Consider the following 21,987-nt stretch of genomic DNA (forward strand, 5'->3'; position numbering starts at 1 on the left):
ATAGTCTGTTACTCATGTTTTTATGCATTTCCACGCATGGCAGTCAGCATGTTGCCATAAATGCTGTTCAGAGACGAAATATTGGTTGTCAGTTTAGACATTTCGTTTTTGAATACCTGAGATTCTTTGGTAGCATCAGCCATATTTGCCATTGCTGCCGTCAGGTTACCATAAAATGCGTTCATTGCTTTAAGGTGTTTGGTCGTATCCTGCAATTCAAGTTCATAAACTGCATTCAAGGCACCCATATTTTTGGTAATCTGCTGAAACTGCTCACGATAGGATTGTGCATCTTTGGTTGCGTCCGCCATAGAAGTCATCGCATTAATAGCAACTCCGTACGACTTGTTCATATCGTTGATTGCAGTAGATGCATTCTTTACATTCTTGGCATAATCGTTGGTTGCAACCGTAGCATCCGTCAGGTCAGTGATTTTACCAACTGTATCCGACAAATTTTTGAAACCTTTGCCCAGACTATCAAAAATCTCAGGTGAAATTTTTGCATTGTCAAGCATATTGTCAAGTTTGGCTGTTACTCCGCTTCCGCCGGTTGTTGAAAGACGGCTAACTGCCGGTCCGTTGTAATCATCAGCAAGTTCAGGATACACACGAGTCCAGTCCGGATCTCTGTCCGCAGACTGCGTTAATGTCTGGATTGCATAAAGTAAAAATATCAAAACCTCAGTTCCCAGACCAAGGGTCAACATCGGGCCTCCTCCGTCCCAGTGCTGTATTTTAAATAAAGCTCCTAAAATAACAACGGCAGCACCCGCGCTATATATGGTTGGTACCAGTTTATCCCAAAAAAAACTAGGTCCGCTATTCTTAGCCATACGAAATAAAATCAGTTATTGTGAATAAATAGAAATTGATAAAGAAAAGAATTGAATTGATTTAAAAAGCCCGTAAAAAAGAAGCAGAGTACAAGAACACTGCTTCTTTTTTAGGAAAAGTAAGTTTAGCGGCGACGTGCTCCCGCACCGCCACGATCGTTTACATTGTCCATTACACAGCGAAAGCCTATAAAAGCACGACGTTCTGTTTCATATTCGAATGTACGTGTACCTGTCTGAAGATAGTAAGCAATATCTTTCCATGATCCGCCTTTAACAACCTTGCGCGGTTCGTCCGGATTGTTGTACTGCGGGTTCATATCCCACACGATTGCAGTTGCATTGTCAGTATATGCGTCAGAAGTCCATTCGGCGACGTTTCCGGCCATATTATACAATCCGAAGTCATTCGGGTTGTAAGCATTGGCAGGCGCTGTATAAGGATAGCCGTCTGCATCATAATTTCCTCTTTGCGGCTTGAAGTTGGCCAGAAAACATCCTTTTGCATTCATTGTATAAGGATTTCCCCAAGGATATTTGGCAACGGCGCGTCCCCCGCGGGCAGCCCATTCCCATTCCGCTTCGGTCGGAAGGCGAAATCCTGTGGAGTTGAACTGGCCTTCTTTATTCTGAAAATCATGCAGAAGATTGGTACGCCATTTGGAAAAATACTCTGCACCGATCCAGCTTACGCCAACAACAGGATAGGTATCAAAGCCCGGGTGCTGATAATAATATTCAACAAACGGATCACCATTGGAATAAGCAAAATCCTTTTTCCATACCGTAGTATCAGGATAGTATTTCGACATGATTTCTTCTTCGCCAAGCACCGAAACTGAATCAACAAGCAGGGCATTGACAAACTGGCGATATTCGTTATTGGTAATTTCAGTATCATCCATAAAGAATGAACTGATGGTAACCCGACGGTTCATGTTGTTCATTGAAGAAGCAATGTCTTCGTCTGCTTGGCCCATTACGAAAGAACCGGACGGAACCACTACCATTCCTGCAGGCGTCGTTTGTTTGTAACCTTTACGTGCAGTTGCTGTAATTTCTCCATTTGAAATCCCGCTTTCTTCCTTTCCTCCCTTGCCAAATTTACTCTTGATAAATCCGCAACTTTGCATGAGCATAAGAGCGGCTATCAAAAGCAGACTTTTGACTCCATTCCGATAGAACACTTTCACATTCATAGTGGTTTTATAAAATTTAAATAATAAAATGTTAGCCTAAAAACGTCGACCAATGATATATAGTATACTGAAAGTAAAACAAAAAGTAACAATCCTAAGTAAGAATTCGCAAGCCGAAACAAGTGGAAGAAGCTTTCCTTAATCCTGCTTAATCAGACATTTAACGAGTTAACGTAAGAAAATTGCAATTGGTATACACTGGTTTACTTTACAAATATAAATTAAGTTTGTCAAACTGATTCTCCATAATTACCAAGTGGGTTATAAAAAATAATGTTTAATCGATTAAAACTTATTTTTTTGCTCCCGTCAGTATACAAACCCAATATATTATGGAAATAATTTTCTATGCCTAGAACCTGAAACGCGGTGTTCTGATGATGGTCTTCTTGCCCATTTTTGGCGGTTGCAATGCATAAGACAGCATTACTTCAAAAGACGAAGGGGATTTTACCTTGTTTCCTCCGATTACAAAATCATATGCGCCGGATAATCGGAGTGACTGGTCCGGAAGCAGATATAAACCGCCCATCAGAATGGCATAAGTATCTTGTTGCCTGTATGTTGCACCAACCCAGTAACGTTTGTTGTAGGTAACCGTTGCACCGCCTTCTGCCGAAATCGTGCTGATGTCAGACTTTACAAGCACGATCGGTTGAATGTCGAGCAGATAACCCAATCCGATATTTACACCTGCATTGAAGTACAGTGTTCTTGGAAGCGGGTTTGTTGCTGTTTCGGAACCGATCTGATATTTTGGTTTCAAAAGATGGTTCAAAGAAACACCGGCATAGAAAGCATCACTTTCATAACGTGCTCCGACTGCAAAATCGGGATTGATCTCGGAAATAACGCCGGTCTGAATCAGCGGATCATCCTCGTCCCGGGCTCTCAGCTTGCCATAATCAATAGACTGTCGAAACAAACCTGCACTGGCCCCAACCTGAAAATTGCCGCCGGCCAGAGGAAAATGATATGCTGCCAAAATCTTGAAATCCTGATCAGTCCGAGGCCCGCTTTTGTCATTTAATGCATAAAATCCGATACCGAAATTTTTAACCGGCATACTGAACGAAAACAACTGTGTGGAAAGTGCCCCGCCGTCATCATTCGTGTTGGTTCCCTGATACCCTGCATATTGCGTTCTGTGCGTCAGCTGAAACTGGGTCAGATTGCCGGCTCTGGCAGCGGCAGGGTTCAGATAAAGCTGATTCAAGGAAAATAAACTGAACTGGGCATCTTTCTGTGCCATTACACGTGGCATTGTAAAGAGTAATATTGCAAGCAGCAGGTTATATTTAGTACTTCGAATAATAGACGTCAAAGTCATGCCTATGGAATTGGTTTAAGAACACGCCGGTAGTTTTCGGATTTCATTTATAACGCATATTGCTTAAAAAAATTGATAATATCGCAAAAAAGCCCCGGAAATTTTCCGGGGCTTTTTTGCGATTTATGGTCAGATATTATTTGCTTTTCGAATGTAGAGATCCAGTGCTCCGGTCATGGAAGGCGCATTGGGCAACGGTGCCTGTATGTCGAGAAATAATCCTGCATCCTCCACTGCTTTTGCCGTTGTAGGGCCGAAAGCGGCAATACGGGTATAATTTTGTTTGAAATCAGGAAAATTATCAAAAAGTGACTTGATACCGGACGGACTGAAAAAGGCAATGATATCGTAATAAACATCTTCCAGATCGGACAAATCGGAGGAAACCGTCTGGTACATGGTTGCTTCCACAAAGTGAAATTCCTCCGTATCGGCAAATTCCGGAATATCGTTTTTCCTTACGTCCGAACATGGATACAGGAATTTTTCCTTTTTATGCTTGCGCATCAGCTCAATCAGTTCAGAAGCAGTTTTGGTGCCGGTAAAAATTTTTCTTTTCCGGATCACGATGTATTTCTGCAGATAATTAGCCGTTTGTTCCGAAATACAGAAATACTTCATTGTAGCCGGAACTTCAATCCTGCCTTCGTTGCAAATACGGAAGAAATGATCAATGGCGTTACGGCTTGTAAAAATAACAGCCGTATGATCCAGTATGTTAATCTTTTGCTTGCGAAAGTCTTTGTAAGAAACGCCGTCGATCTGTATGAATGGCCGGAAATCTACTTTGATATTATACTTCTTGGCTAATTCATAATAAGGTGAATTCTCGTCGGCTGGCCTGGATTGACTTACCAAAAGGCTTGTTACTTTTTTTAGTCTTTCCTGATCAAAATTGATGGTATCACTCATGTATAATCCTCATTAGTTAATTCCCGTTTCATCGTCACCGATTTATAAAGCAAACTTGGCACTGACAATAAGCGGGATTATTTCTATCACGCAAAGGTACGAAAATAAATACAGATTAATCAACGAGCCCGGCGGCTTGGTAACAACATACAAAGCGATAAACCGGGCCAAATAGAAAAAAACAAACGGAAGCAATGCATACGGCCTTGTTTCAGCGGTCAGATTGATGTGGTTGGTGCTCATCATCAGAATGAGCAGGAAAATCAGTACATAAAACAGATAGGAAGACTGTACCAGCTTTACAAAAATTATATCTACTTGTTTATCAAGGTTTAACATATTTCCTGCTAAAACCATGCAAATGTATTTGAAATAGATCAGTACAAAAAACAGGACCGACAGTATAAAGAAATCACGCATGATCTGAACAGTATTTGATTTTTCCGACAAAATCATGCTGAGCGAAAATATATTGAGGCTGCTTGCCGAAAAGTAAATAACTACAAAACTCATCAGCATCGCGATGATTACTACAAAGAAGATAATCGTATTGCTGTAAGCCTTGTTTACTTTGGAAAGCTGGTCTCTCGGATCATTATTGAAAAATTCGAACGGATTGATCAGGCGCAGAAAAGACAAGGGATTAAGATTGAAAATCCAGGCGTTCAGAATCAGGATAATCAGCAGCGAAATGGCGGCGAAATTACCAAATGGCGTAAATGAGATCGGTTTGATATTGATGAAACTGGAACGTGTGTTTTCAATTACGCCCGCTTCATTGGTCTTTTTTTCGTTGCAAAGCAGCAGGCTTTTGTCCGTAATGCCGGGCGATCCGTATACTGTCAGTAACAATTCATCCTTTTTGTAAATCTTGTACAGACTGTCAATGCTGATTTTCTGCCACTGATCCGCCGCTATTTTGTTCTGCAGGGCGCCTTCCAGAAAAAGGTAACTTTCACTTTCTGTTTTAAGCAGCAATGCATATTTCCTGTTCTTGACAAGATCGATATACAAGCTTACAAATCGGGTACCTTCATCTATTTCCTGTGAGAAAGGGACATAGTTTTTATAATGGCTGTTGTATACAAGCCAGTCATTCTGATAATCATAAATAGGAAAGTACTGTGAAGGCGGCATTTCTTTCACTGCACTTCGGACATCTGTTCCGTTGAGGGAAAATAGCGCCAGGAAAGCCCAAAAAAATACTGGAAAAATGGACTTCATCGGTATAAAAAAAGACCGGGTTTCCCCAGCCCTCTTATAAAGTTATATTTAAGCAGAATGTTATTTCTTTCCAAGAGCGATTAGCATGGTCTCGCCGATCAGTGCAGGCGATTCCGCTACAAATATTCCGGACTCTTTCATAATCCTGATTTTTGCTTCCGCTGTATCGTCTGCTCCGCCGATAATTGCTCCGGCATGGCCCATTCTGCGTCCTTTTGGTGCAGTTTGTCCGGCAATAAAACCCACAACCGGTTTTTTGTTTCCTGTCGATTTAATGTAACTGGCCGCTTCCGCCTCCATGCTTCCACCGATTTCGCCAATCATGACAATCGCTTCCGTTTCAGGATCGTTCATCAACAATTCTACTGCTTCTTTGGTCGTTGTACCAATGATCGGGTCGCCGCCGATTCCGATTGCCGTAGTTTGTCCCAGTCCGGCACGCGTCAACTGATCCACCGCTTCGTAAGTCAATGTTCCCGATTTTGAAACAAGCCCTACAGTTCCTTTTTTGAAAATAAAACCAGGCATGATACCTACTTTACATTCTTCTGCGGTAATTACACCCGGACAGTTCGGGCCGATCAGGCGGCAGTTCTTGTTCTTGATATATTCTTTTGCCTGCATCATGTCCTTGGTCGGGATACCTTCGGTAATACAAACAATAACGCCAATCCCAGCATCAGCGGATTCCATAATAGCATCAGCAGCAAATGCCGGCGGAACAAATATGATGGATACATCTGCACCGGTTGCACGTACAGCAAGGTCAACAGTGTTAAATACAGGTCTTTCCAAATGAGAAAGCCCGCCTTTGCCCGGAGTGACGCCGCCTACGACATTGGTACCGTATTCGATCATTTGCTGGGCGTGAAAAGAACCCTCAGAACCGGTAAATCCCTGAACTATAATCTTAGAATTTTTATTAACTAAAACGCTCATGTTGGTAAATCAGTTTTTTTGGTAAAAGTAGAACGAAAAGGACGAAGTAGCAAAATGTAGCCAGAATTTGTAAATTGCTTTTTTGATATTATTACGCCTATTTATGCATATACTCAGCAATCCCCATATATTTTCCAACCTAGTTCTAAGTTTTACCAGTTTATTTATTTTTTCTAGGTATTTCAGGAGCCAGCCGGCAACCAGCAAGTGGCTCTGGGGCATATTCCTGTTTTCCATTGCACTCGGCGCACTGACCGATCTTCTGGTTTATGCAGGCTTTGAGCGTTTTGAAACGGTTCGCGACTTTATTATTGCAGGCGAAATGACCTTGGGTGCATTCTGCCTTGTATCGGCGTCCTGGTGCCTGATTATGAGATATAAAGCTGGTAATTTCCTCTTTGGCTCCACAATCGGCCTGGGTTTGCTGCTTTTTTACTGCATAACCTGGTTCCGGGTGGAATATGTCGGTCTGATCATCAAATCTTTCTGTATTCTGGTAACTTTGCTTATTTCATGCGTCGGGCTGGCTAGCCGACAGAAAAGTGCTTTATGGGTTGTATTTTCAATGATGCTGCTTGCACTTTCCACCAAATCCGGAAAATTGCCGATTCCGATGGATCCGGTGGATATTAATCATTATATGATGGTTTTATCCGTAATCTGCGTCGGAAGGGCGGTAAGAGACCAGTATAAAATTCTATTCTGAAATATAAGTTTTCAAACATTTGTTAATGGATTGTTTTTTTAAAATGCCGTGTATTAACTTGCACCAGTTAATTTAAAACAAACAAGTTTATCAATACTCAGAATATGAAAAGGACCAAGTATGGCGTATTGCTTCTTGCCTCGGTTTTGGCTTTCGGAGCAGCTGCAATTAACCCTGTGGATGCTAAAAATCTTTCAGCTAAAACAGAAATAAGCGATGTGAAGCAAACAAAAGCCATCGTTATAAAAGGAACGGATGCTATGCAGTTCGACCTGAAAGAAATCAAAGTGAAAGCAGGACAAAAAGTAAAACTTACTTTGGTGCATGCCGGTAAACTTGCCAAAACTGCAATGGGACATAACTGGGTGCTTCTTAAGCCCGGCGTAGATGTTGCTGCATTTGGCTCTAAAGCTGCGGCTGCAAGAGAAACGGAATACATTCCCAAGTCTGAAGAAGCAAGCATCGTTGCGCATACAAAGCTTGTTGGCGGCGGTGAAAGCGATACCGTTGAGTTTACTGCTCCTAAAAAAGGAACTTATACTTTTATCTGCAGCTTTCCCGGACATTATGCTTTGATGAAAGGCAGCTTCATTGTGGAATAGTCTGAAAATAATACATAAAAAAATGCGCTGGTTGAACAATCAGCGCATTTTTTTATGCAGAATAGTTAAATATCGGCAAGGTGCCTGTCGATAAGGTCTGTAATTTCCGGCCGGTCCCACTGCGAGGCGCCTATTTCCTGCGCGAGAATTTTTCCCTTGTGAATAATGTACGTTCGCGGAATCGCATTGCCGTTCAGCGAAGGCGGATAAGCACCGGCGTACTGGTAAAACGGAAGTTTGTAACCTTTCCTCTCGATAAACGGATTAACCGTTTCTGCATTTTCATCTGAAATAATATAAAAGGCCACTTTTTCGTGCGTTTTGTATTTGTCATACAACTTCTGTATGCCCGGCATTTCCATGTTGCACGGTCCGCACCACGTTGCCCATACATTCAGGAAAATCAGCTTGTTTTCGTCCATTTCCACTGTTTCGCCTTCCAGCGTTTTTAATCCGGAAAGATAGACCGATGAAAGTTCTTCGGCTTGCTGTGCATCAGAAGCGGTAGGATCAGCTGCTTCGCCGACCGGTTTGAAAAAGGCAAAATAAATGGCCCCTACGGCAAGGATTACGGATAAGGCAATAACAATTTTTTTCGAGGCAGAAGTCATGATGCAGTGTAACGGATGTTAAAAATCGGTAAATCATTCTATTATCCGGTAAAAGTAACCATATTCCGGCTAAACGGATTTATAAAATCCTTTCAAAAAATAGCCCTTTTGTTTTTTTGATGCTGATTGGGAATTTGAATACTTTTATAGAATTAATATGAACATCCGTGATTTGAGGAAAAGGTTTACATACATGAAAGTTTTATTTTCCGGCATTATTTCTCTCAGTGCATTTCTTTTGCCCTTTTCAGTGTTTGCCCAGCGTTCGGCAGCCGAGTATTTTGAAGAAGGAAATACAAAAGCCGGAACCGGCGATTTCAACGGCGCCATGCAGGCATATTCAACGGTTATTTCCATGAATCCGGACCACGCGCCGAGTTATTTCAACCGCGGGCTGGCCAAAGCCAATCTGAAAGACCATCGCGGCGCCGTTCAGGATTATGACCGCGCCATTGAACTGAACCCTAAAATGGCGCTGTATTACCAGAGCCGCGGCGTAAGCAAAAGTCTTCAGGATGATTTTCGTTCGGCTGTTGAAGATTATACCAAAGCCATTGACCTGAATCCGGAAGATCCGAAAGCATACTACAATCGCGGCGTCAGTTATGCCAAGCTTAAGAAACACAGGAATGCTCTGATCGATCTGGATCATGCGCTTTCGCTGAATCCGGACGAACTTGCCGCATTGTATGCAAGAGGAAACTGCAAGCAGGATCTGCAGGAATACGCGGGCAGTCTGGCGGATTTTACCAGAGTAATTGAATTGAGTCCAAAACGTATCGGCGCTTATGCCGGGCGCGGGCTTGCGAAACTTGAACTCGGGGATAATCAGGGTGCCATTGCCGATTTTACCCGTGCCATTGAACTGAGTCCGAACGATAGTGAATATTATAATAACCGCGGGCTGGCCAAAAACAGGGTCTCTGATTTTCAGGGTGCCATCATTGATTTTGACAAAACAATTCAGTTAAACCCGGACAATTATCAGGCTTATTACGGAAGAGGTTTTTCCAAAGGCAAATTAAATGATCACCGTGGCGCCATTATGGACCTGACCAAAGCGATTGAACTTAAAAATGCTTACGTTGGTGATCCTAAAAAAACGGCATATGCCGGAAAGCTGAGCCGAGAAGCATTGGATGCATTGCGCGAGCAAGTTCAGGAAAATATCAAAATGGAAAACCTGACGAACGAACGTTCGGAAGCATATTTTGTACGAGGCGTCAACAAATCCAGAGTAGGGGATGCAAAAGGTGCAATCGAGGATCTGACCAGGGCAGTGGAGCTGAATCCGACTTATTCCTCCGCTTACTTTTCGCGTGCCATGATCCGTTCTGCAAGCGGAGACCAAATGGGCGCTGTACTTGATTTTACAAGTTCTATAAAATTAAGATCCGATTATCCGGAAGCATATTATCTGCGTGGGATACTGAAAAACAGCCTCGGAGAAATCAACGACGGCTGCCTGGACCTCAGCAAAGCCGGAGAACTCGGTTATCAGCAGGCTTACAAAGTAATCGGGAGTTTTTGTAATTAAAAGGGAGAAAGGAGGAGGGAGGAGAGGATTGAAGGAGAAAGGGAAGATGGGAGTAAAGGGTTGAAGGAGAAAAGGGAAATGGACAAAGGAATAGTTAATACATCCTTCATCCATTTCCCTTTGTTCTTTTTTATCCCTTCTTCCTTTCCTCCATTTTTCCCTTCTCCTTTTAAGCTTTCTTCATATTTTCAGCCACTTTGTCCCAGTTTACTACGTCCCAGAACGCTTTGATATAATCCGGTCTTTTATTTTGATAATGCAGGTAATAGGCGTGTTCCCAAACGTCCAGCCCCAGCAAAGGTGTTCCTTTAATATCCGAAACATCCATTAAAGGATTATCCTGATTAGGCGTTGAACCGATTGCCAGTTTGCCGTCTTTCGCAACAAGCCATGCCCAGCCCGAGCCGAAACGTGTTGTGGCAGCTTTTGCAAATTCTTCCTTGAACTTGTCCATTGAGCCAAACTGCCCGTTAATGGCATCTGCAACCGCACCGGAAGGCGTGCCCGTTTTTTTAGGACCCATTACTTCCCAGAAAAAAGAATGGTTCCAGTGTCCACCGCCATTATTGCGGATGGCAGCCGGCGCCTTGCTGACCGTTTTAAGAATTTCGTCCAATGATTTTTTCTCGAATTCGGTTCCCTTTACGGCATCGTTCAGGTTCTTGACATACGTTGCATGATGTTTTCCGTAATGGATTTCCATGGTCATTTTATCAATACTTGGTTCCAGTGCTCCAAAATCATAAGGTAGCGGAGCTTGTTTGAACGGAGCCGTTTCGGCCTGTATTGATGCAGCTGAATCTGCGAAAACCTGATTTGCCAGTGCTCCGGCTGCAAAAGTACTGCCGGCCAGTGTACGCAAAAAATCTGTTCTGTTCATAATCATGCAATTAGTTAATTGTTGGTAATCAATCATAAGCCACCCGGCTTACGATGCTACGTCCGAGCGTGATTTCGTCCGCATACTCGAGATCGCCCCCGATAGGAATGCCACGGGCAATGGTACTCATTTTGATCCCGGCCGGTTTTAATTTTTTCTGCAGGTAAAATGCCGTCGTATCGCCTTCCATTGTAGGACTTAATGCCAGAATAACTTCCTTTACAGGCTCGTTTTCTTCCGGATGTTCAATACGACTGATCAGGGAATCAATATGCAAATCACTGGGGCCGATACCTTCCAGCGGAGAAATGATCCCGCCCAGAACATGATAAAGTCCCTTATACTGATTAGTGGATTCAATGGCCAGCACGTCTCTGGTGTCAACTACAACGCAGATAATAGAATGATCGCGCTTTGGATTGCTGCATATATTGCAAAGTGCATCGTCAGCAATGTTGTGACACTTGGCGCAATACGTCGTTTTTATGCGCATATTCAGCAATGCTTCCGAAAGAGCCACAGTTTGTTCTTCTTCTCTTTTCAGCAAATGCAGCGCCAGGCGCAGAGCTGTTTTTTTTCCTATTCCCGGAAGGCGGGAAATTTCACTTACGGCATCCTCAATAAGACGTGAGGGATAATTCATGTGAAAAGTTCAGAGTGTTGATATAAGTGTAAGTTCTGAATCACTGCATTTTATGTTCAATAAAACGCCAGCAATTATTTAATATGGAGGCTAATGGATTTCTGCCGAAATGCCTCTTCTGCAGATTTCGTTGCGCATTCCTGTCAGTTCTTCAAATGCGCCTTCCTTTACGGAACATTTGCCTTTATGATGGATAATCAGCGTGCACTGCTCGGCCTGCTCATTCGTATGACCGCAAACTTCTATCAAAGTGTCTATGACCCAGTCAAAAGTATTTACGTCGTCATTATATATTACGAGCCTTTTTATGTCAGTATCAACTGTTTTATCCAGAATTTCTACTTCTGTTTCTGTAAGCGCTTGCATAACAACCAAATTTCTGTTTGATTAGCAAATCTAATTAAAAACGGCGATTTTCGGAAGTTTTAAGTGTCTTTTAATCCGCCTGTATTATACATAAATACCCGCTTTAATGAATCCATATGTATCGCTGATCATCCTTGTTGTTTACTTCGGGATGCTGATTACTGTTTCTATATACACATCAAAAGGTGCTGATACCAATACTTTCTTTACAGCGAACAGGCAGTCTCCGTGGTACCTTGTGGCATTCGGTATGATTGGTACTTCTTTGTCGGGTGTCACGTTTGTGTCCGTTCCGGGCGCTGTTGCCAACATCCAGTTTTCCTACTTTCAGGTTGTGATCGGATATATTCTGGGTTATCTGGTGATTGGAACGGTGCTGATGCCGCTTTATTACCGGCTTAATCTGATTTCCATTTATTCGTATCTCGAACAGCGTTTCGGTTTCTGGTCGTATAAAACCGGCTCGGCTTTTTTTCTTCTGTCACGCACAATCGGCTCGGCGGTGCGGCTTTATGTGGCTGCGCAGGTTCTTCAGCTGGCTTTGTTTAGGCCGCTGGGCATCCCTTTTGAAGTTGCCGTGGCCATTACGATATTCCTGATCTGGATTTATACCTTTAAAGGCGGCGTGAAAACCATTATTGTTACCGATACGCTTCAGACATTTTTCCTGATTACTGCGGTCATTCTGACGATTGTTCTGGTTTCCAGTGAACTTCATCTCGATGGCTTCGGCGGAATATGGGATGCAGTCCAGAGCAGCGGCTATTCAAAGATATTCTACTGGGATTTCAATGATCCGAAGAACTTTTTCAAGCAGTTTTTTGCGGGTGTTTTCATTGCAATCGTAATGACCGGTCTCGATCAGGATCTGATGCAGAAAAACCTGACCTGTAAAAACATCGGTGAAGCGCAGAAAAATATGTTCTGGTTTACAGTCGTTCTGGTGATCGTCAATTTTTTGTTTTTGTCGCTGGGCGCGCTGCTTTACGTATATGCTGAAGCGCAAGGTATTCCGGTTACTGCCAAAACAGATGATTTTTATCCGATGCTGGCGCTGAACCATTTAGGACTGGTCGTGGGCATTACTTTTCTGCTTGGAATCACGGCAGCAACGTACGCCAGTTCCGATTCGGCACTTACGGCACTGACAACTGCTTTTTGCATTGATTTTATGCAGATCGAAAAAAGGCCGGAAGAAAAGCGTTCAACTATCAAATTCTGGGTTCACGTGGGATTTTCGGTTGTTTTCTATCTTGTTATACTCATCTTTAACCGATTGAACAGCAAAGAAGTAATTACGGCTGTGTTCGATCTGGCCGGCTATACTTACGGCCCGTTGCTTGGATTGTTTTCTTTCGGCGCATTTCTGAAAAGGCCCGTTAAAGATCGCTGGGTTCCGTTGGTTTGCGTGATTGCACCGATTCTAACATACGTCATCAACGATCATTCCGCCGAATGGTTTAACGGTTACAAATTCGGCTTTGAACGTCTGATCATCAACGGGTTAATTACATTTGTCGGCTTGTGGATCCTGCATGATCCCAACTCGAAAAGATATGTTCCATACTCGCCCGTAAAATAGGTTTATGCCTGTATTTTAAATTATCGTTTCACAGAAAACGGTTACACCGTCCAAGTAATTTTTCTTGTATTTATACAGAAAAATCTTAACTTTCTGATAAAATAAGACGTGATTTCACGCCCAATGATGGATGTTCATTAAAAGATTAAGTTGAGTTAATTATTTAACAAACTAAACTTTTACAAAATGAAAACATTGTCAGTTATTTTATTGGGAATACTTCTTTGCACGTCATGTAAAGACAAGGCCAAGGAAGAAGAAACTGCCCGCGAAGCCAATCTGGAAAAAGAGAAAAAGGCCATTACCGCAGTGATTGAAAATGAAACAAGATCATTCTTTGCCAGAGATTATAACGCCTGGAAATCCAATTACGCGCAAACCGATTATGCATTTCAGGCATGGAGCAACGACGACGGCACATTCGATTCCAACGTAGGCTGGGAGGACATCAACAAGCAAATCGGGAAGTATATTTCGGACAATCCCGAACCCGTATCCAGCCACCCGATCGTCGAAAGAAAGAACATGAAGTTCAAGTTTTTTGATGATAATGTGGCTTATTTGACCTGGGACCAGTTCAACAGTGATAAAATGGAAAAGAATTTTCATCACAGCAAAGAGGTCAGGTTAATGGAAAAAATAAACGGTGAATGGAAAATTGTATGCGTATCCGCGTTTTGGGACTATAAGCACCTGATCCCCGCCAGCAAGCTGCCCATGATCAAAAAGATCGCCAATGAAAGCAGAGGTAAAATCTGAGTTTTCTGCAATGTTTCAAACCGTTCGGTTTTAAATACAAACGTTCGCTTCCGAACATCAGCGAAAGCCGGCTGCTAATCCGGGAATGATGGGAAATTGAATTTAAGTACCTGTAAAACAATAGGTTATATTATCGATGTGCCGGGCTGGTTTTTATAAAACCGGATTCTGGCACATCCTTTTTTATTTATAGTTCAGCGATGCGGATGTATCGTTCAATTATAAATAATCATAGCCATGAAAATCTCATTAATCTCAAACTTCCTTTGCGCTGCAGCGTACACATTGTCCCTGGCTTCATTCACTACCGACAAAAAAAACAGTGAAGAAAAAGAAACGGCCGGCCGGAAAACCATTCAGGCCTCCTTGTATAAACTTGCAGAAGGCAATAAAGTAAAGCTTTCAGTTGATAAAAGTTCTGATGACAAGCTGAAAATTATTCTGAAAGACAAAAACGGCCATCTGTATTACTCTGAGGTTTACAATGATAAAGATTCGCAGTACCGCCGTGTCTTTAACCTCAATGACATGAATGAGGGAAAATATACGTTCGAGCTGTTTTACAACAAGCAAAAAGTAGTTAAAACAATAGAAATCCAGAGTAAAAACGATAAGTACATTTCACTGAATTAAGGTTCATAAAACGAAAAAGATCTTTATCAGCCGATAAAGATCTTTTTCGTTAATGCAGTTCTTTTTCCGGGTCCCAGAAACGTTCTTCCCAGTTCCGGATCTTGTTATCATTTATTTCCACGCCTTCGCTTTCAAGCCTTTCCTGCATCGTGGTCGGCGTTTCGAAAAGGTCTCTTGCCGTTAATTCACCTTCCTTGTTGACGACGCGGTGTGCAGGAACGTCCGGTCTTCCATATGTTCTGCTCATTGCCCAGCCTACCATTCTTGCGCCTCTTTTATTGCCGAGATAAGCAGCAATTGCGACATACGACGTTGCGCGGCCTTCCGGAACCTGACGGACTACGTCATAAACGTCACTGAAAAAAGGATTTTCAACTTTGCTGTTCTTTGGCTCTTGCTTCCTGGCGTTCATGAATTTCCTGGTTTAATTGATCGTACCAATCGGTTCCGTAGGCCCTGATGAGCGGCTCTTTCAGGAACTTGTATACCGGAACACCTAATTCTTTTCCAAGCCCGCACGCCGGACTGCAGATTTCCCATCTGTCGTAATTCAGCGCGTGATATTGCTCGTATTTGGTTACCCGGATCGGATAAAGGTGACAGGAAATCGGTTTTTTGTAATCTATTTTTCCGTCATTGAATGCTTCCTCAATGCCGCATTTCAGTATGCCTCTCTGGTCATAAATGGCATACGCGCATTCTCTTCCGTTGATGACAGGCGTTACGAAATCTCCTTCCCAGTCTGTCGTGTAAGTGCCTTCTTTTGCAATTACTTCTTTTCCCGCTTCCGAAAGGTAAGGTTCAACATGCGGATAAATCTGATCCAGAATAGCAAGTTCCACTTCATCCAGCGGTGCGCCCGAATCACCTTCCACACAGCAAGCACCTTTGCATTTGTCCAGGTTACAGACAAAAAACTGGTCTTCTACATCATCACTTATGCAGGTATTTTCAATCAGTATCATATAATATTTATACCTATTGCTGAGGTATCTTTAGTTTCTGTCCTACCATAACACTGTTTCCCGACATATTGTTTAATTTTTTAATGTCTTCTACACTGGTCCGGTAAGTCTGGGCGATCCGGAACAGCGATTCACCTGCTGCAACCGTATGAATCTGGGTTCCTGCAGACGGTGTGTTCTGGTAAGATGATTGTGTTTTTCTGACATCACTGCTTGTATCTTTTCTGACACGCAGGCGCTGCCCGGTTTTAAGTCTGTCATAATCATCCAGATCATTCAACGCGAGCAATTCTTTAATTGTAAGTCCGTATGATTTTGAAATGCTGTAATAAGTCTGGCCAACCTGAACCGTATGAAATTCACTTCCGCTGCTTGCAGCCGACCTGTTGTCTTCTTTTACTTCTTCCGGGGTTTTGAACGCAGCAGAAGCTTCCGGACGGTTGATTACCACTTTTTCAGGCATATCTTCTTTATCCTCGACTTCATTCCGCGCAGAAGCGGTATTTACGCTACCGTTTTTACTCACAAGCAGTTTTTGACCTCTGGCCAGATTCCTCTGACCTGAACCGCCGTTCATTTCCATAAGTTCTTTCATGGATAGATCATATTTTTTGGCAATACTGAAATAAGTCTCGCCGGCCTGAACCGTATGATATGCAGGATTTGCAGCAGCAATAGCTTTTGTTTCAGCCGCAGCTTTTGTCTCGGCAGTTTCTTTTGTCTGAGCTTCTCTTGCCGCTTTTTCGCGGGCTTCGGCTGCTGCCCTTTGTCTCAGGTAAACAGAAGTTGTCGTGGTTCTGGTATCATTCGGCGTAATCACCTTGGTAGGAACCGTTGACTTGGCTTCCGGCTTTTCCTCATCGGCCGATTTGAAAGATGCATCAGCATTGTCTTGCGTGATAATTACAACCCTGTCATTTTCACCCGGATTGCCTGCAGCTGGTTTGGTCGCAGCGGATGCAGTTGCAGGCCTTGTTGTGGTTGCAGCTGGCTCATTGGTTTTAACCGGCGCATTGCTTTCACTTTTTTCCACCAGTACTGGCGTATATTTCTTTCTGCCGGAAGGATTGTCAGGAATGGTCCCGGAAGATGCAATGGATGTTGAAGTCGCCGATTTGCTTGCTGCAATGGCAGAATCCTTTACGGCAGGCGATGGCTGCGGCGGGGCTATGATTTCAACCGGCTGCTTCTTCGGCCGCTTTTTGGTCAGATACAAAACCTGTCCGGTCTCGATCGGATAATTGCGGCTGGTTGTACGGTTGTATTTTAACAGATTTACCAATCTGACGCCATATTGCTGCGAAACGCTGTGCCACGTATCACCCGGGCGCGCCGTATGGAACGGCGTTGATGCTTTTTTATTCTTTCTTGCCAAGTAATATACTTTGCCGGGGATCAAAGGCATTTCAGCAACCATATCGTTATAGCGCATGAACTTGGGCATTCTGATGTCGCCTGCCTGTGCAAGTGTTTTTGGCTTGTCGCCGGCACGGGCTTTTATACCCGGCAATCCGTTGATTTCATACCTTTCGGGTGCATTCGGGTTGGAAGAACGGGAAGCGGATTTTTTCAGGACCGGATAGCCCGAATCCTCGTAAACAGAAGCTACGGCAGTTTGCTGCGGCGGCAAAGATAGTTTCTCGCGTACTGCCGCCATCTGAGCAGCGGGTACGGGAATCGTAACCATGTATTCCTTGTCGCCGGGAATTTTATCTTCATTCAGCCAGCGATTGTAATTTTTAAGTTCCACGACAGAAATTCCCAGCGTAGACGCAATCTGGTCGAGCGATTGGCCTTTGCCGTAAACTGCTTCTATAAGGATAAACGGGTTGCTGGTTTTATATCTTTCAATGCCGGCTTCCAGCGCAATCTTATGCGCAAAAAAGCGAAGTACATACCGGTCTGTTTTGCCTGACAATGTAACTTCCCGGGCATAGGCCCAGCTTGCAGGAATTACTTTTTTAACACCGCCGGCGCCCTGATAGTAGGAATAAAGCGTTGTAACCCAGTTATTGAATTGCTGATTGTTTCTTTTCAGATACCATGCCGCTGCATGTGTCGAAGAACTGATATTTTTTCTTTCATCGACATCATTGTCAACACGCAGATTCAGCTCGCGCGCTGTTTCCGGCTTGAACTGCCAGTAACCAACTGCATTAGATGTGGAAATGACATCAGGTCGGAATGAACTTTCCTGTACGGCCAGGTATTTGAAATCAATCGGGACTTCTTCATCCATCAATATGCCTTCGACAATCGGAAAATGAAGAATGGCCCGGTCCAGCTTTTCTTCCCAGAACTTCTTGTTGGACATCAGGTTTCTGATATCCTCTTCAATAATTCCCTGTGCACTTCTGTCAAATTTTACTGTAATTCCTCCAAATGAAACGCTTGATGGAATGTCAGGATAATTCTGAGCGTTGGCATTGCTGATGGCAGCAAGCAGCAAAAGGCATGCAAATGTGGTTTTTTTGAAGTTTTCAATAATAGTTCTGGCCATATCATGTAAAGCTTGGCTGGGAAATAGGTAAATTATAATTTCTGAAGGATCATCAGACCGTCGCGGACCGGCAACAAAATGTTGGAAACACGCTTGTCCTCGTGAACTGCCCGGTTGAAATCTAATAACGCCTGCGTGTCTTTATCTATTTTCGTATTTTCCTGTATAATGATTTTTCCACTCCACAATACGTTGTCTGCAATCAAAAAACCGCCTTTTCGTACCTTTTCAAAACAAAGGTCGTAATAAGCCTTGTAATTAATTTTGTCTGCATCAATAAAAACGAGATCAAAAGAGTCGTCTAAGGTAGGAATGATATCGATAGCATTGCCAATCCGGTAATCAATATTATCGACGAAGGAAGATTTGTCGAAGAAACGGCGAGTGAAATTTTCCAGCTCTTCATTAATGTCCACCGTGATCAGTTTGCCCTGCGGAGCAAGCCCTTCACACAGACACAAGGCCGAATAACCGGTATAAGTACCGATTTCAAGAATCCGTTCCGGACGGATCATTCTTGAAATCATGGATAATAATCTTCCCTGAAGATGTCCGGACAACATTCTGGGGCTAAGAACGTTGGCATGAGTCTCACGATTCAAAGACTTCAGCAACTCACTCTCTTCTTCCGTATGCAAGACGGAATATGCTTCAATTTCCTCGGCCAGAAACATCATTATAATTGTAATCTAAACTAAATGCAGCGCAGCCGGAAAATGTCAGACATTGGCTACGATGCGCTCAAGATAGGTACCATATCCGCTTTTTACTAGCGGTTTTGCAATTTCCCGCAATTGGGCTGCAGTTATAAAGTTCATCCTGTACGCAATCTCCTCTATGCAGCCCACTTTCAAGCCTTGTCTTTCTTCTATGACCTGTACAAACTGGCCGGCCTGCATCAGTGACTGAAATGTGCCGGTATCCAGCCATGCCGTTCCGCGGTTCAGTACACCGACTTTCAGTTTGCCGCGTTCCAGATACACACGGTTTACATCCGTAATTTCAAGCTCACCGCGGTGAGAAGGCGGAATGGTTTTGGCAATTTCAACTACGTCGTTATCATAAAAATACAAGCCCGGAACGGCGTAATTGGATTTTGGCTTTTCCGGTTTTTCTTCAATCGAAATGACATTGTTCTGCTTGTCAAATTCCACAACGCCGTACCTTTCAGGATCATGAACCTGATAGGCAAAAATAACGCCGCCGTCCGGATCATTGTTGGATTGCAGCAGTCCCGACAACCCTGAACCATAGAAAATATTATCACCCAGGATCAGCGCAACCTTGTCATTGCCAATGAATTCTTCACCGATAATGAAAGCCTGCGCAAGCCCGTCCGGACTTGGCTGAACGGCATAGCTGAAAGTGCAGCCCAGACGACTGCCGTCTCCAAGCAGTTTTTCAAAATGTGGCAAATCATGCGGCGTGGAAATAATAAGGATTTCACGTATTCCCGCCAGCATAAGAATGGACAGCGGGTAATAAATCATCGGCTTGTCATAAACGGGCATAAGCTGTTTGCTTACCGCCAGCGTCAGCGGATGCAGCCTTGTTCCGGAACCTCCGGCAAGAATAATTCCTTTCATAGATTGAATTGAGGATTTAAAATTGAACTATCTGTCCTGATACATTTCGTGATAATACTTCTGATAATTCCCGGAGGTGACGTTATGCAGCCATTCCTGATTATTCAGATACCAGTCGACAGTTCTTTCCAGTCCTTCTTCAAATTGCAAGGACGGCTTCCAGCCCAGTTCTTCGGATAATTTCGTTGCATCGATTGCATAACGAAGGTCATGCCCTGCACGGTCTGTAACGTAAGTGATCAGTTTTGCATTTTCACCCTGTTCGCGGCCAAGCTTGCGGTCCATAATGCTGCATAGCAACAGCACAAGGTCCAGGTTTTTCCATTCGTTATGGCCGCCGATGTTGTACGTTTCGCCATTTGCGCCTTTGTGAAAAATAACATCAATGGCAATGGCATGATCTTCTACAAACAGCCAGTCCCGGATATTTTCCCCTTTTCCGTAAACAGGAAGCGGCTTTTGCTGAATGATGTTGTGAATCATCAGCGGGATCAGTTTTTCAGGGAAATGATTCGGGCCGTAGTTGTTGGAGCAGTTGGAAATGACAACCGGCAGTTTATAGGTATTATGATAAGCCCTTACAAAATGGTCGGATGAAGCTTTGGAAGCCGAGTAAGGCGAGCGGGGATCGTATTTTGTCGTTTCGGTGAAAAAAGTCCCGGGATCATGCAGTTCCCCGTAAACTTCATCCGTGGAAACATGGTAAAAGCGGTGCTCCTGCAGATCGTCCTTCCAGGCTTTTCTGGCTGCGTTCAGCAGATTGACCGTTCCGACAACGTTGGTCATGACGAAAGACATCGGATCGGAAATCGACCGGTCCACATGGCTTTCTGCAGCAAGGTGAACAATGCCGTAAAAGTCATTTTCGCTGATGAGCTTGTCTATAAAGTCCGCATCAACAATATCGCCTTTTACGAAAGTATAGTTGGAAGCATTTTCTATATCCCGCAAATTTTCAAGATTGCCGGCGTAAGTGAGTGCATCCAGGTTGTAAATATGATATTCAGGATGAAAGTTAACAAAACGGCGAACGACGTGTGAACCGATAAAACCGGCACCGCCTGTTATCAAAATTTTCTTCATTTTTGAGGAGTTATTTTTAGTTGCCAGTTCCATGCATCACGAAGGGCGTCCGCCATTGTCTTCTCAGCATGCCATTTCATTACATTATTTACCTTGTCAGCCTGTGCGTATATTTTCTCCACATCGCCTTCGCGCCGCGGCCCGATTGTATAGTTCAGTTTGACGCCGTTTACTTCTTCAAATGTATTGATGAGCTGCAGAACGGTGTAGCCTTCGCCTGTTCCTACATTGAAAACATCATAATGATCGGCTTCAGTCTTCTCTTTCAATAAATCAAGTGCTTTTACGTGTGCATTGGCCAAATCCACAACATGGATAAAATCGCGGATGCAAGTACCGTCCGGTGTGTCGTAATCGCTGCCGAATACGGTTAAGGACGGACGAAGCCCGGCGGCAGTCTGCGTAATAAAAGGAACCAGATTGCTCGGGACGCCATTCGGAAGTTCGCCGATGAGTGCCGATTCATGCGCCCCGATCGGATTGAAGTAGCGCAACGAAAGCGCTTTCAGACCCGGAGCCGAATAAACATGATCTCTTATAATATCCTCGGCAATGGCCTTGGTATTCCCGTATGGCGACGTAGCCGGCTGGCGGGGCGTACTTTCTGTTACCGGCAATTTTTCGGGCTGGCCGTAAACGGTGCAGGACGATGAAAAAACAAAATTCTGCACATTGAATTCCTTCATGGCCCGCAGAAGCACCATCAGGGAAATCAGGTTATTTTCGTAATAGTTCAGCGGTTTTTGCACCGATTCGCCCACTGCCTTGTACGCAGCAAAATGAATGACGCCGTCGAACTTTTCCTTTTCAAACAATGCTCTTACTTTTTCCGAATCATTGCAGTCAATTTCATAAAACGGAAAATCTTTGCCTGTAATCTGCCTGATTCCGTCAAGGACATTCAGATTGCTGTTGTAAAGATTGTCGATAATGACTGGCTCGAATCCTGCTTCATGTAAGGCAACAACGGTGTGTGAACCTATAAATCCAGCTCCTCCGGTAACGAGAATTTTCATACGGTCTGATCTTGATTTAAAATTTGTTGTAGAATAGATTTTAACTGAAAACTGGACAAAACGTACAATGAAACGGAA

23 protein-coding genes are annotated in these 21,987 nt (G+C 43.5%); 6 read left to right on the forward strand and 17 right to left on the reverse strand.

Features of this window, described 5'->3' with window-relative positions:
• Window positions 1–20: 20 nt before the first annotated feature.
• From porL to sucD, 6 genes are all read right to left on the reverse strand, one after another.
• Entirely contained in the window at window positions 21–836 is an 816-nt protein-coding gene (gene porL, locus FEM33_RS01295; protein WP_139010310.1) for a type IX secretion system motor protein PorL/GldL, read from the reverse strand.
• A 125-nt stretch (window positions 837–961) separates the two neighbouring features.
• Window positions 962–2,035 carry a T9SS ring complex lipoprotein PorK/GldK gene (gene porK / locus FEM33_RS01300; protein WP_139010311.1) on the reverse strand — a complete coding sequence of 358 codons (1,074 nt, stop codon included), beginning with the start codon at window positions 2,033–2,035 and terminating at the stop codon, window positions 962–964.
• A gap of 352 nt (window positions 2,036–2,387) precedes the next feature.
• A complete protein-coding gene (locus tag FEM33_RS01305) occupies window positions 2,388–3,365 on the reverse strand; it encodes a PorP/SprF family type IX secretion system membrane protein (RefSeq protein ID WP_139010312.1) in 978 nt (325 codons plus the stop codon).
• Between the two features lie 129 nt (window positions 3,366–3,494).
• The gene (locus FEM33_RS01310) at window positions 3,495–4,277 is read right to left on the reverse strand and encodes a uroporphyrinogen-III synthase (RefSeq protein WP_139010313.1); all 783 of its coding nucleotides are present in this window, start codon (window positions 4,275–4,277) and stop codon (window positions 3,495–3,497) included.
• 42 nt (window positions 4,278–4,319) lie between these two features.
• Entirely contained in the window at window positions 4,320–5,414 is a 1,095-nt protein-coding gene (locus FEM33_RS01315; protein ID WP_229214031.1) for a DUF4271 domain-containing protein, read from the reverse strand.
• Between the two features lie 147 nt (window positions 5,415–5,561).
• The gene (gene sucD, locus FEM33_RS01320) at window positions 5,562–6,440 is read right to left on the reverse strand and encodes a succinate--CoA ligase subunit alpha (RefSeq protein ID WP_139010315.1); all 879 of its coding nucleotides are present in this window, start codon (window positions 6,438–6,440) and stop codon (window positions 5,562–5,564) included.
• Window positions 6,441–6,543: 103 nt separating this feature from the next.
• Here sucD and FEM33_RS01325 point away from each other — a divergent pair, with 103 nt between their 5' ends.
• On the forward strand, window positions 6,544–7,146 hold the full coding sequence (locus FEM33_RS01325) for a DUF6962 family protein (RefSeq protein WP_139010316.1): 603 nt from the start codon (window positions 6,544–6,546) through the stop codon (window positions 7,144–7,146).
• Window positions 7,147–7,250: 104 nt separating this feature from the next.
• Complete coding sequence (gene azu, locus FEM33_RS01330) at window positions 7,251–7,748, forward strand: azurin (protein ID WP_139010317.1); 498 nt, start codon at window positions 7,251–7,253, stop codon at window positions 7,746–7,748.
• Between the two features lie 65 nt (window positions 7,749–7,813).
• Here azu and FEM33_RS01335 read toward each other — a convergent pair whose 3' ends face one another.
• On the reverse strand, window positions 7,814–8,359 hold the full coding sequence (locus FEM33_RS01335) for a TlpA family protein disulfide reductase (RefSeq protein WP_139010318.1): 546 nt from the start codon (window positions 8,357–8,359) through the stop codon (window positions 7,814–7,816).
• Between the two features lie 193 nt (window positions 8,360–8,552).
• Here FEM33_RS01335 and FEM33_RS01340 point away from each other — a divergent pair, with 193 nt between their 5' ends.
• Window positions 8,553–9,896: a tetratricopeptide repeat protein gene (locus FEM33_RS01340; protein WP_229214024.1), complete on the forward strand. Its 1,344-nt coding sequence runs from the start codon at window positions 8,553–8,555 to the stop codon at window positions 9,894–9,896.
• A gap of 169 nt (window positions 9,897–10,065) precedes the next feature.
• Here FEM33_RS01340 and FEM33_RS01345 read toward each other — a convergent pair whose 3' ends face one another.
• The 3 genes from FEM33_RS01345 to FEM33_RS01355 form a co-directional block, all read right to left on the reverse strand.
• Window positions 10,066–10,776 carry a superoxide dismutase gene (locus FEM33_RS01345; protein WP_139010319.1) on the reverse strand — a complete coding sequence of 237 codons (711 nt, stop codon included), beginning with the start codon at window positions 10,774–10,776 and terminating at the stop codon, window positions 10,066–10,068.
• 28 nt (window positions 10,777–10,804) lie between these two features.
• Window positions 10,805–11,419, reverse strand: a complete 615-nt coding sequence (recR, locus tag FEM33_RS01350; RefSeq protein ID WP_139010320.1) for a recombination mediator RecR — start codon at window positions 11,417–11,419, stop codon at window positions 10,805–10,807.
• A 90-nt stretch (window positions 11,420–11,509) separates the two neighbouring features.
• The gene (locus FEM33_RS01355; RefSeq protein WP_139010321.1) at window positions 11,510–11,785 is read right to left on the reverse strand and encodes an ATP-dependent Clp protease adaptor ClpS; all 276 of its coding nucleotides are present in this window, start codon (window positions 11,783–11,785) and stop codon (window positions 11,510–11,512) included.
• Window positions 11,786–11,891: 106 nt separating this feature from the next.
• On the opposite strand from FEM33_RS01355, the gene FEM33_RS01360 reads away from it, so the two are divergent.
• From FEM33_RS01360 to FEM33_RS01370, 3 genes are all read left to right on the forward strand, one after another.
• Window positions 11,892–13,367, forward strand: a complete 1,476-nt coding sequence (locus FEM33_RS01360; protein ID WP_139010322.1) for a sodium:solute symporter — start codon at window positions 11,892–11,894, stop codon at window positions 13,365–13,367.
• 186 nt (window positions 13,368–13,553) lie between these two features.
• The gene (locus FEM33_RS01365; RefSeq protein ID WP_139010323.1) at window positions 13,554–14,126 is read left to right on the forward strand and encodes a hypothetical protein; all 573 of its coding nucleotides are present in this window, start codon (window positions 13,554–13,556) and stop codon (window positions 14,124–14,126) included.
• A 237-nt stretch (window positions 14,127–14,363) separates the two neighbouring features.
• On the forward strand, window positions 14,364–14,759 hold the full coding sequence (locus tag FEM33_RS01370) for a hypothetical protein (RefSeq protein WP_139010324.1): 396 nt from the start codon (window positions 14,364–14,366) through the stop codon (window positions 14,757–14,759).
• Between the two features lie 49 nt (window positions 14,760–14,808).
• Here the strand turns inward: FEM33_RS01370 and FEM33_RS01375 are convergent, their stop codons facing one another.
• From FEM33_RS01375 to galE, 7 genes are read right to left on the reverse strand one after another with little or no spacing between them, the layout of a single operon-like run.
• Window positions 14,809–15,171, reverse strand: a complete 363-nt coding sequence (locus FEM33_RS01375; RefSeq protein ID WP_139010325.1) for an MGMT family protein — start codon at window positions 15,169–15,171, stop codon at window positions 14,809–14,811.
• Complete coding sequence (locus FEM33_RS01380; protein WP_139010326.1) at window positions 15,131–15,724, reverse strand: DUF3109 family protein; 594 nt, start codon at window positions 15,722–15,724, stop codon at window positions 15,131–15,133. The genes FEM33_RS01375 and FEM33_RS01380 overlap by 41 nt, the downstream gene beginning before the upstream one ends.
• A 13-nt stretch (window positions 15,725–15,737) precedes the next feature.
• On the reverse strand, window positions 15,738–18,224 hold the full coding sequence (locus FEM33_RS01385; RefSeq protein WP_139010327.1) for a LysM peptidoglycan-binding domain-containing protein: 2,487 nt from the start codon (window positions 18,222–18,224) through the stop codon (window positions 15,738–15,740).
• Window positions 18,225–18,256: 32 nt separating this feature from the next.
• The gene (locus FEM33_RS01390; protein WP_139010328.1) at window positions 18,257–18,901 is read right to left on the reverse strand and encodes an O-methyltransferase; all 645 of its coding nucleotides are present in this window, start codon (window positions 18,899–18,901) and stop codon (window positions 18,257–18,259) included.
• 42 nt (window positions 18,902–18,943) lie between these two features.
• A complete protein-coding gene (gene rfbA / locus FEM33_RS01395; protein WP_139010329.1) occupies window positions 18,944–19,810 on the reverse strand; it encodes a glucose-1-phosphate thymidylyltransferase RfbA in 867 nt (288 codons plus the stop codon).
• A 27-nt stretch (window positions 19,811–19,837) separates the two neighbouring features.
• A complete protein-coding gene (gene rfbB / locus FEM33_RS01400) occupies window positions 19,838–20,893 on the reverse strand; it encodes a dTDP-glucose 4,6-dehydratase (RefSeq protein WP_139010330.1) in 1,056 nt (351 codons plus the stop codon).
• A complete protein-coding gene (gene galE, locus FEM33_RS01405; protein WP_139010331.1) occupies window positions 20,890–21,909 on the reverse strand; it encodes a UDP-glucose 4-epimerase GalE in 1,020 nt (339 codons plus the stop codon). The genes rfbB and galE overlap by 4 nt, the downstream gene beginning before the upstream one ends.
• Window positions 21,910–21,987: the final 78 nt, after the last annotated feature.

Origin of the sequence: Dyadobacter flavalbus (assembly GCF_006149045.1) — a bacterium.
GTDB classification, from domain to species: Bacteria; Bacteroidota; Bacteroidia; order Cytophagales; family Spirosomataceae; genus Dyadobacter; species Dyadobacter flavalbus.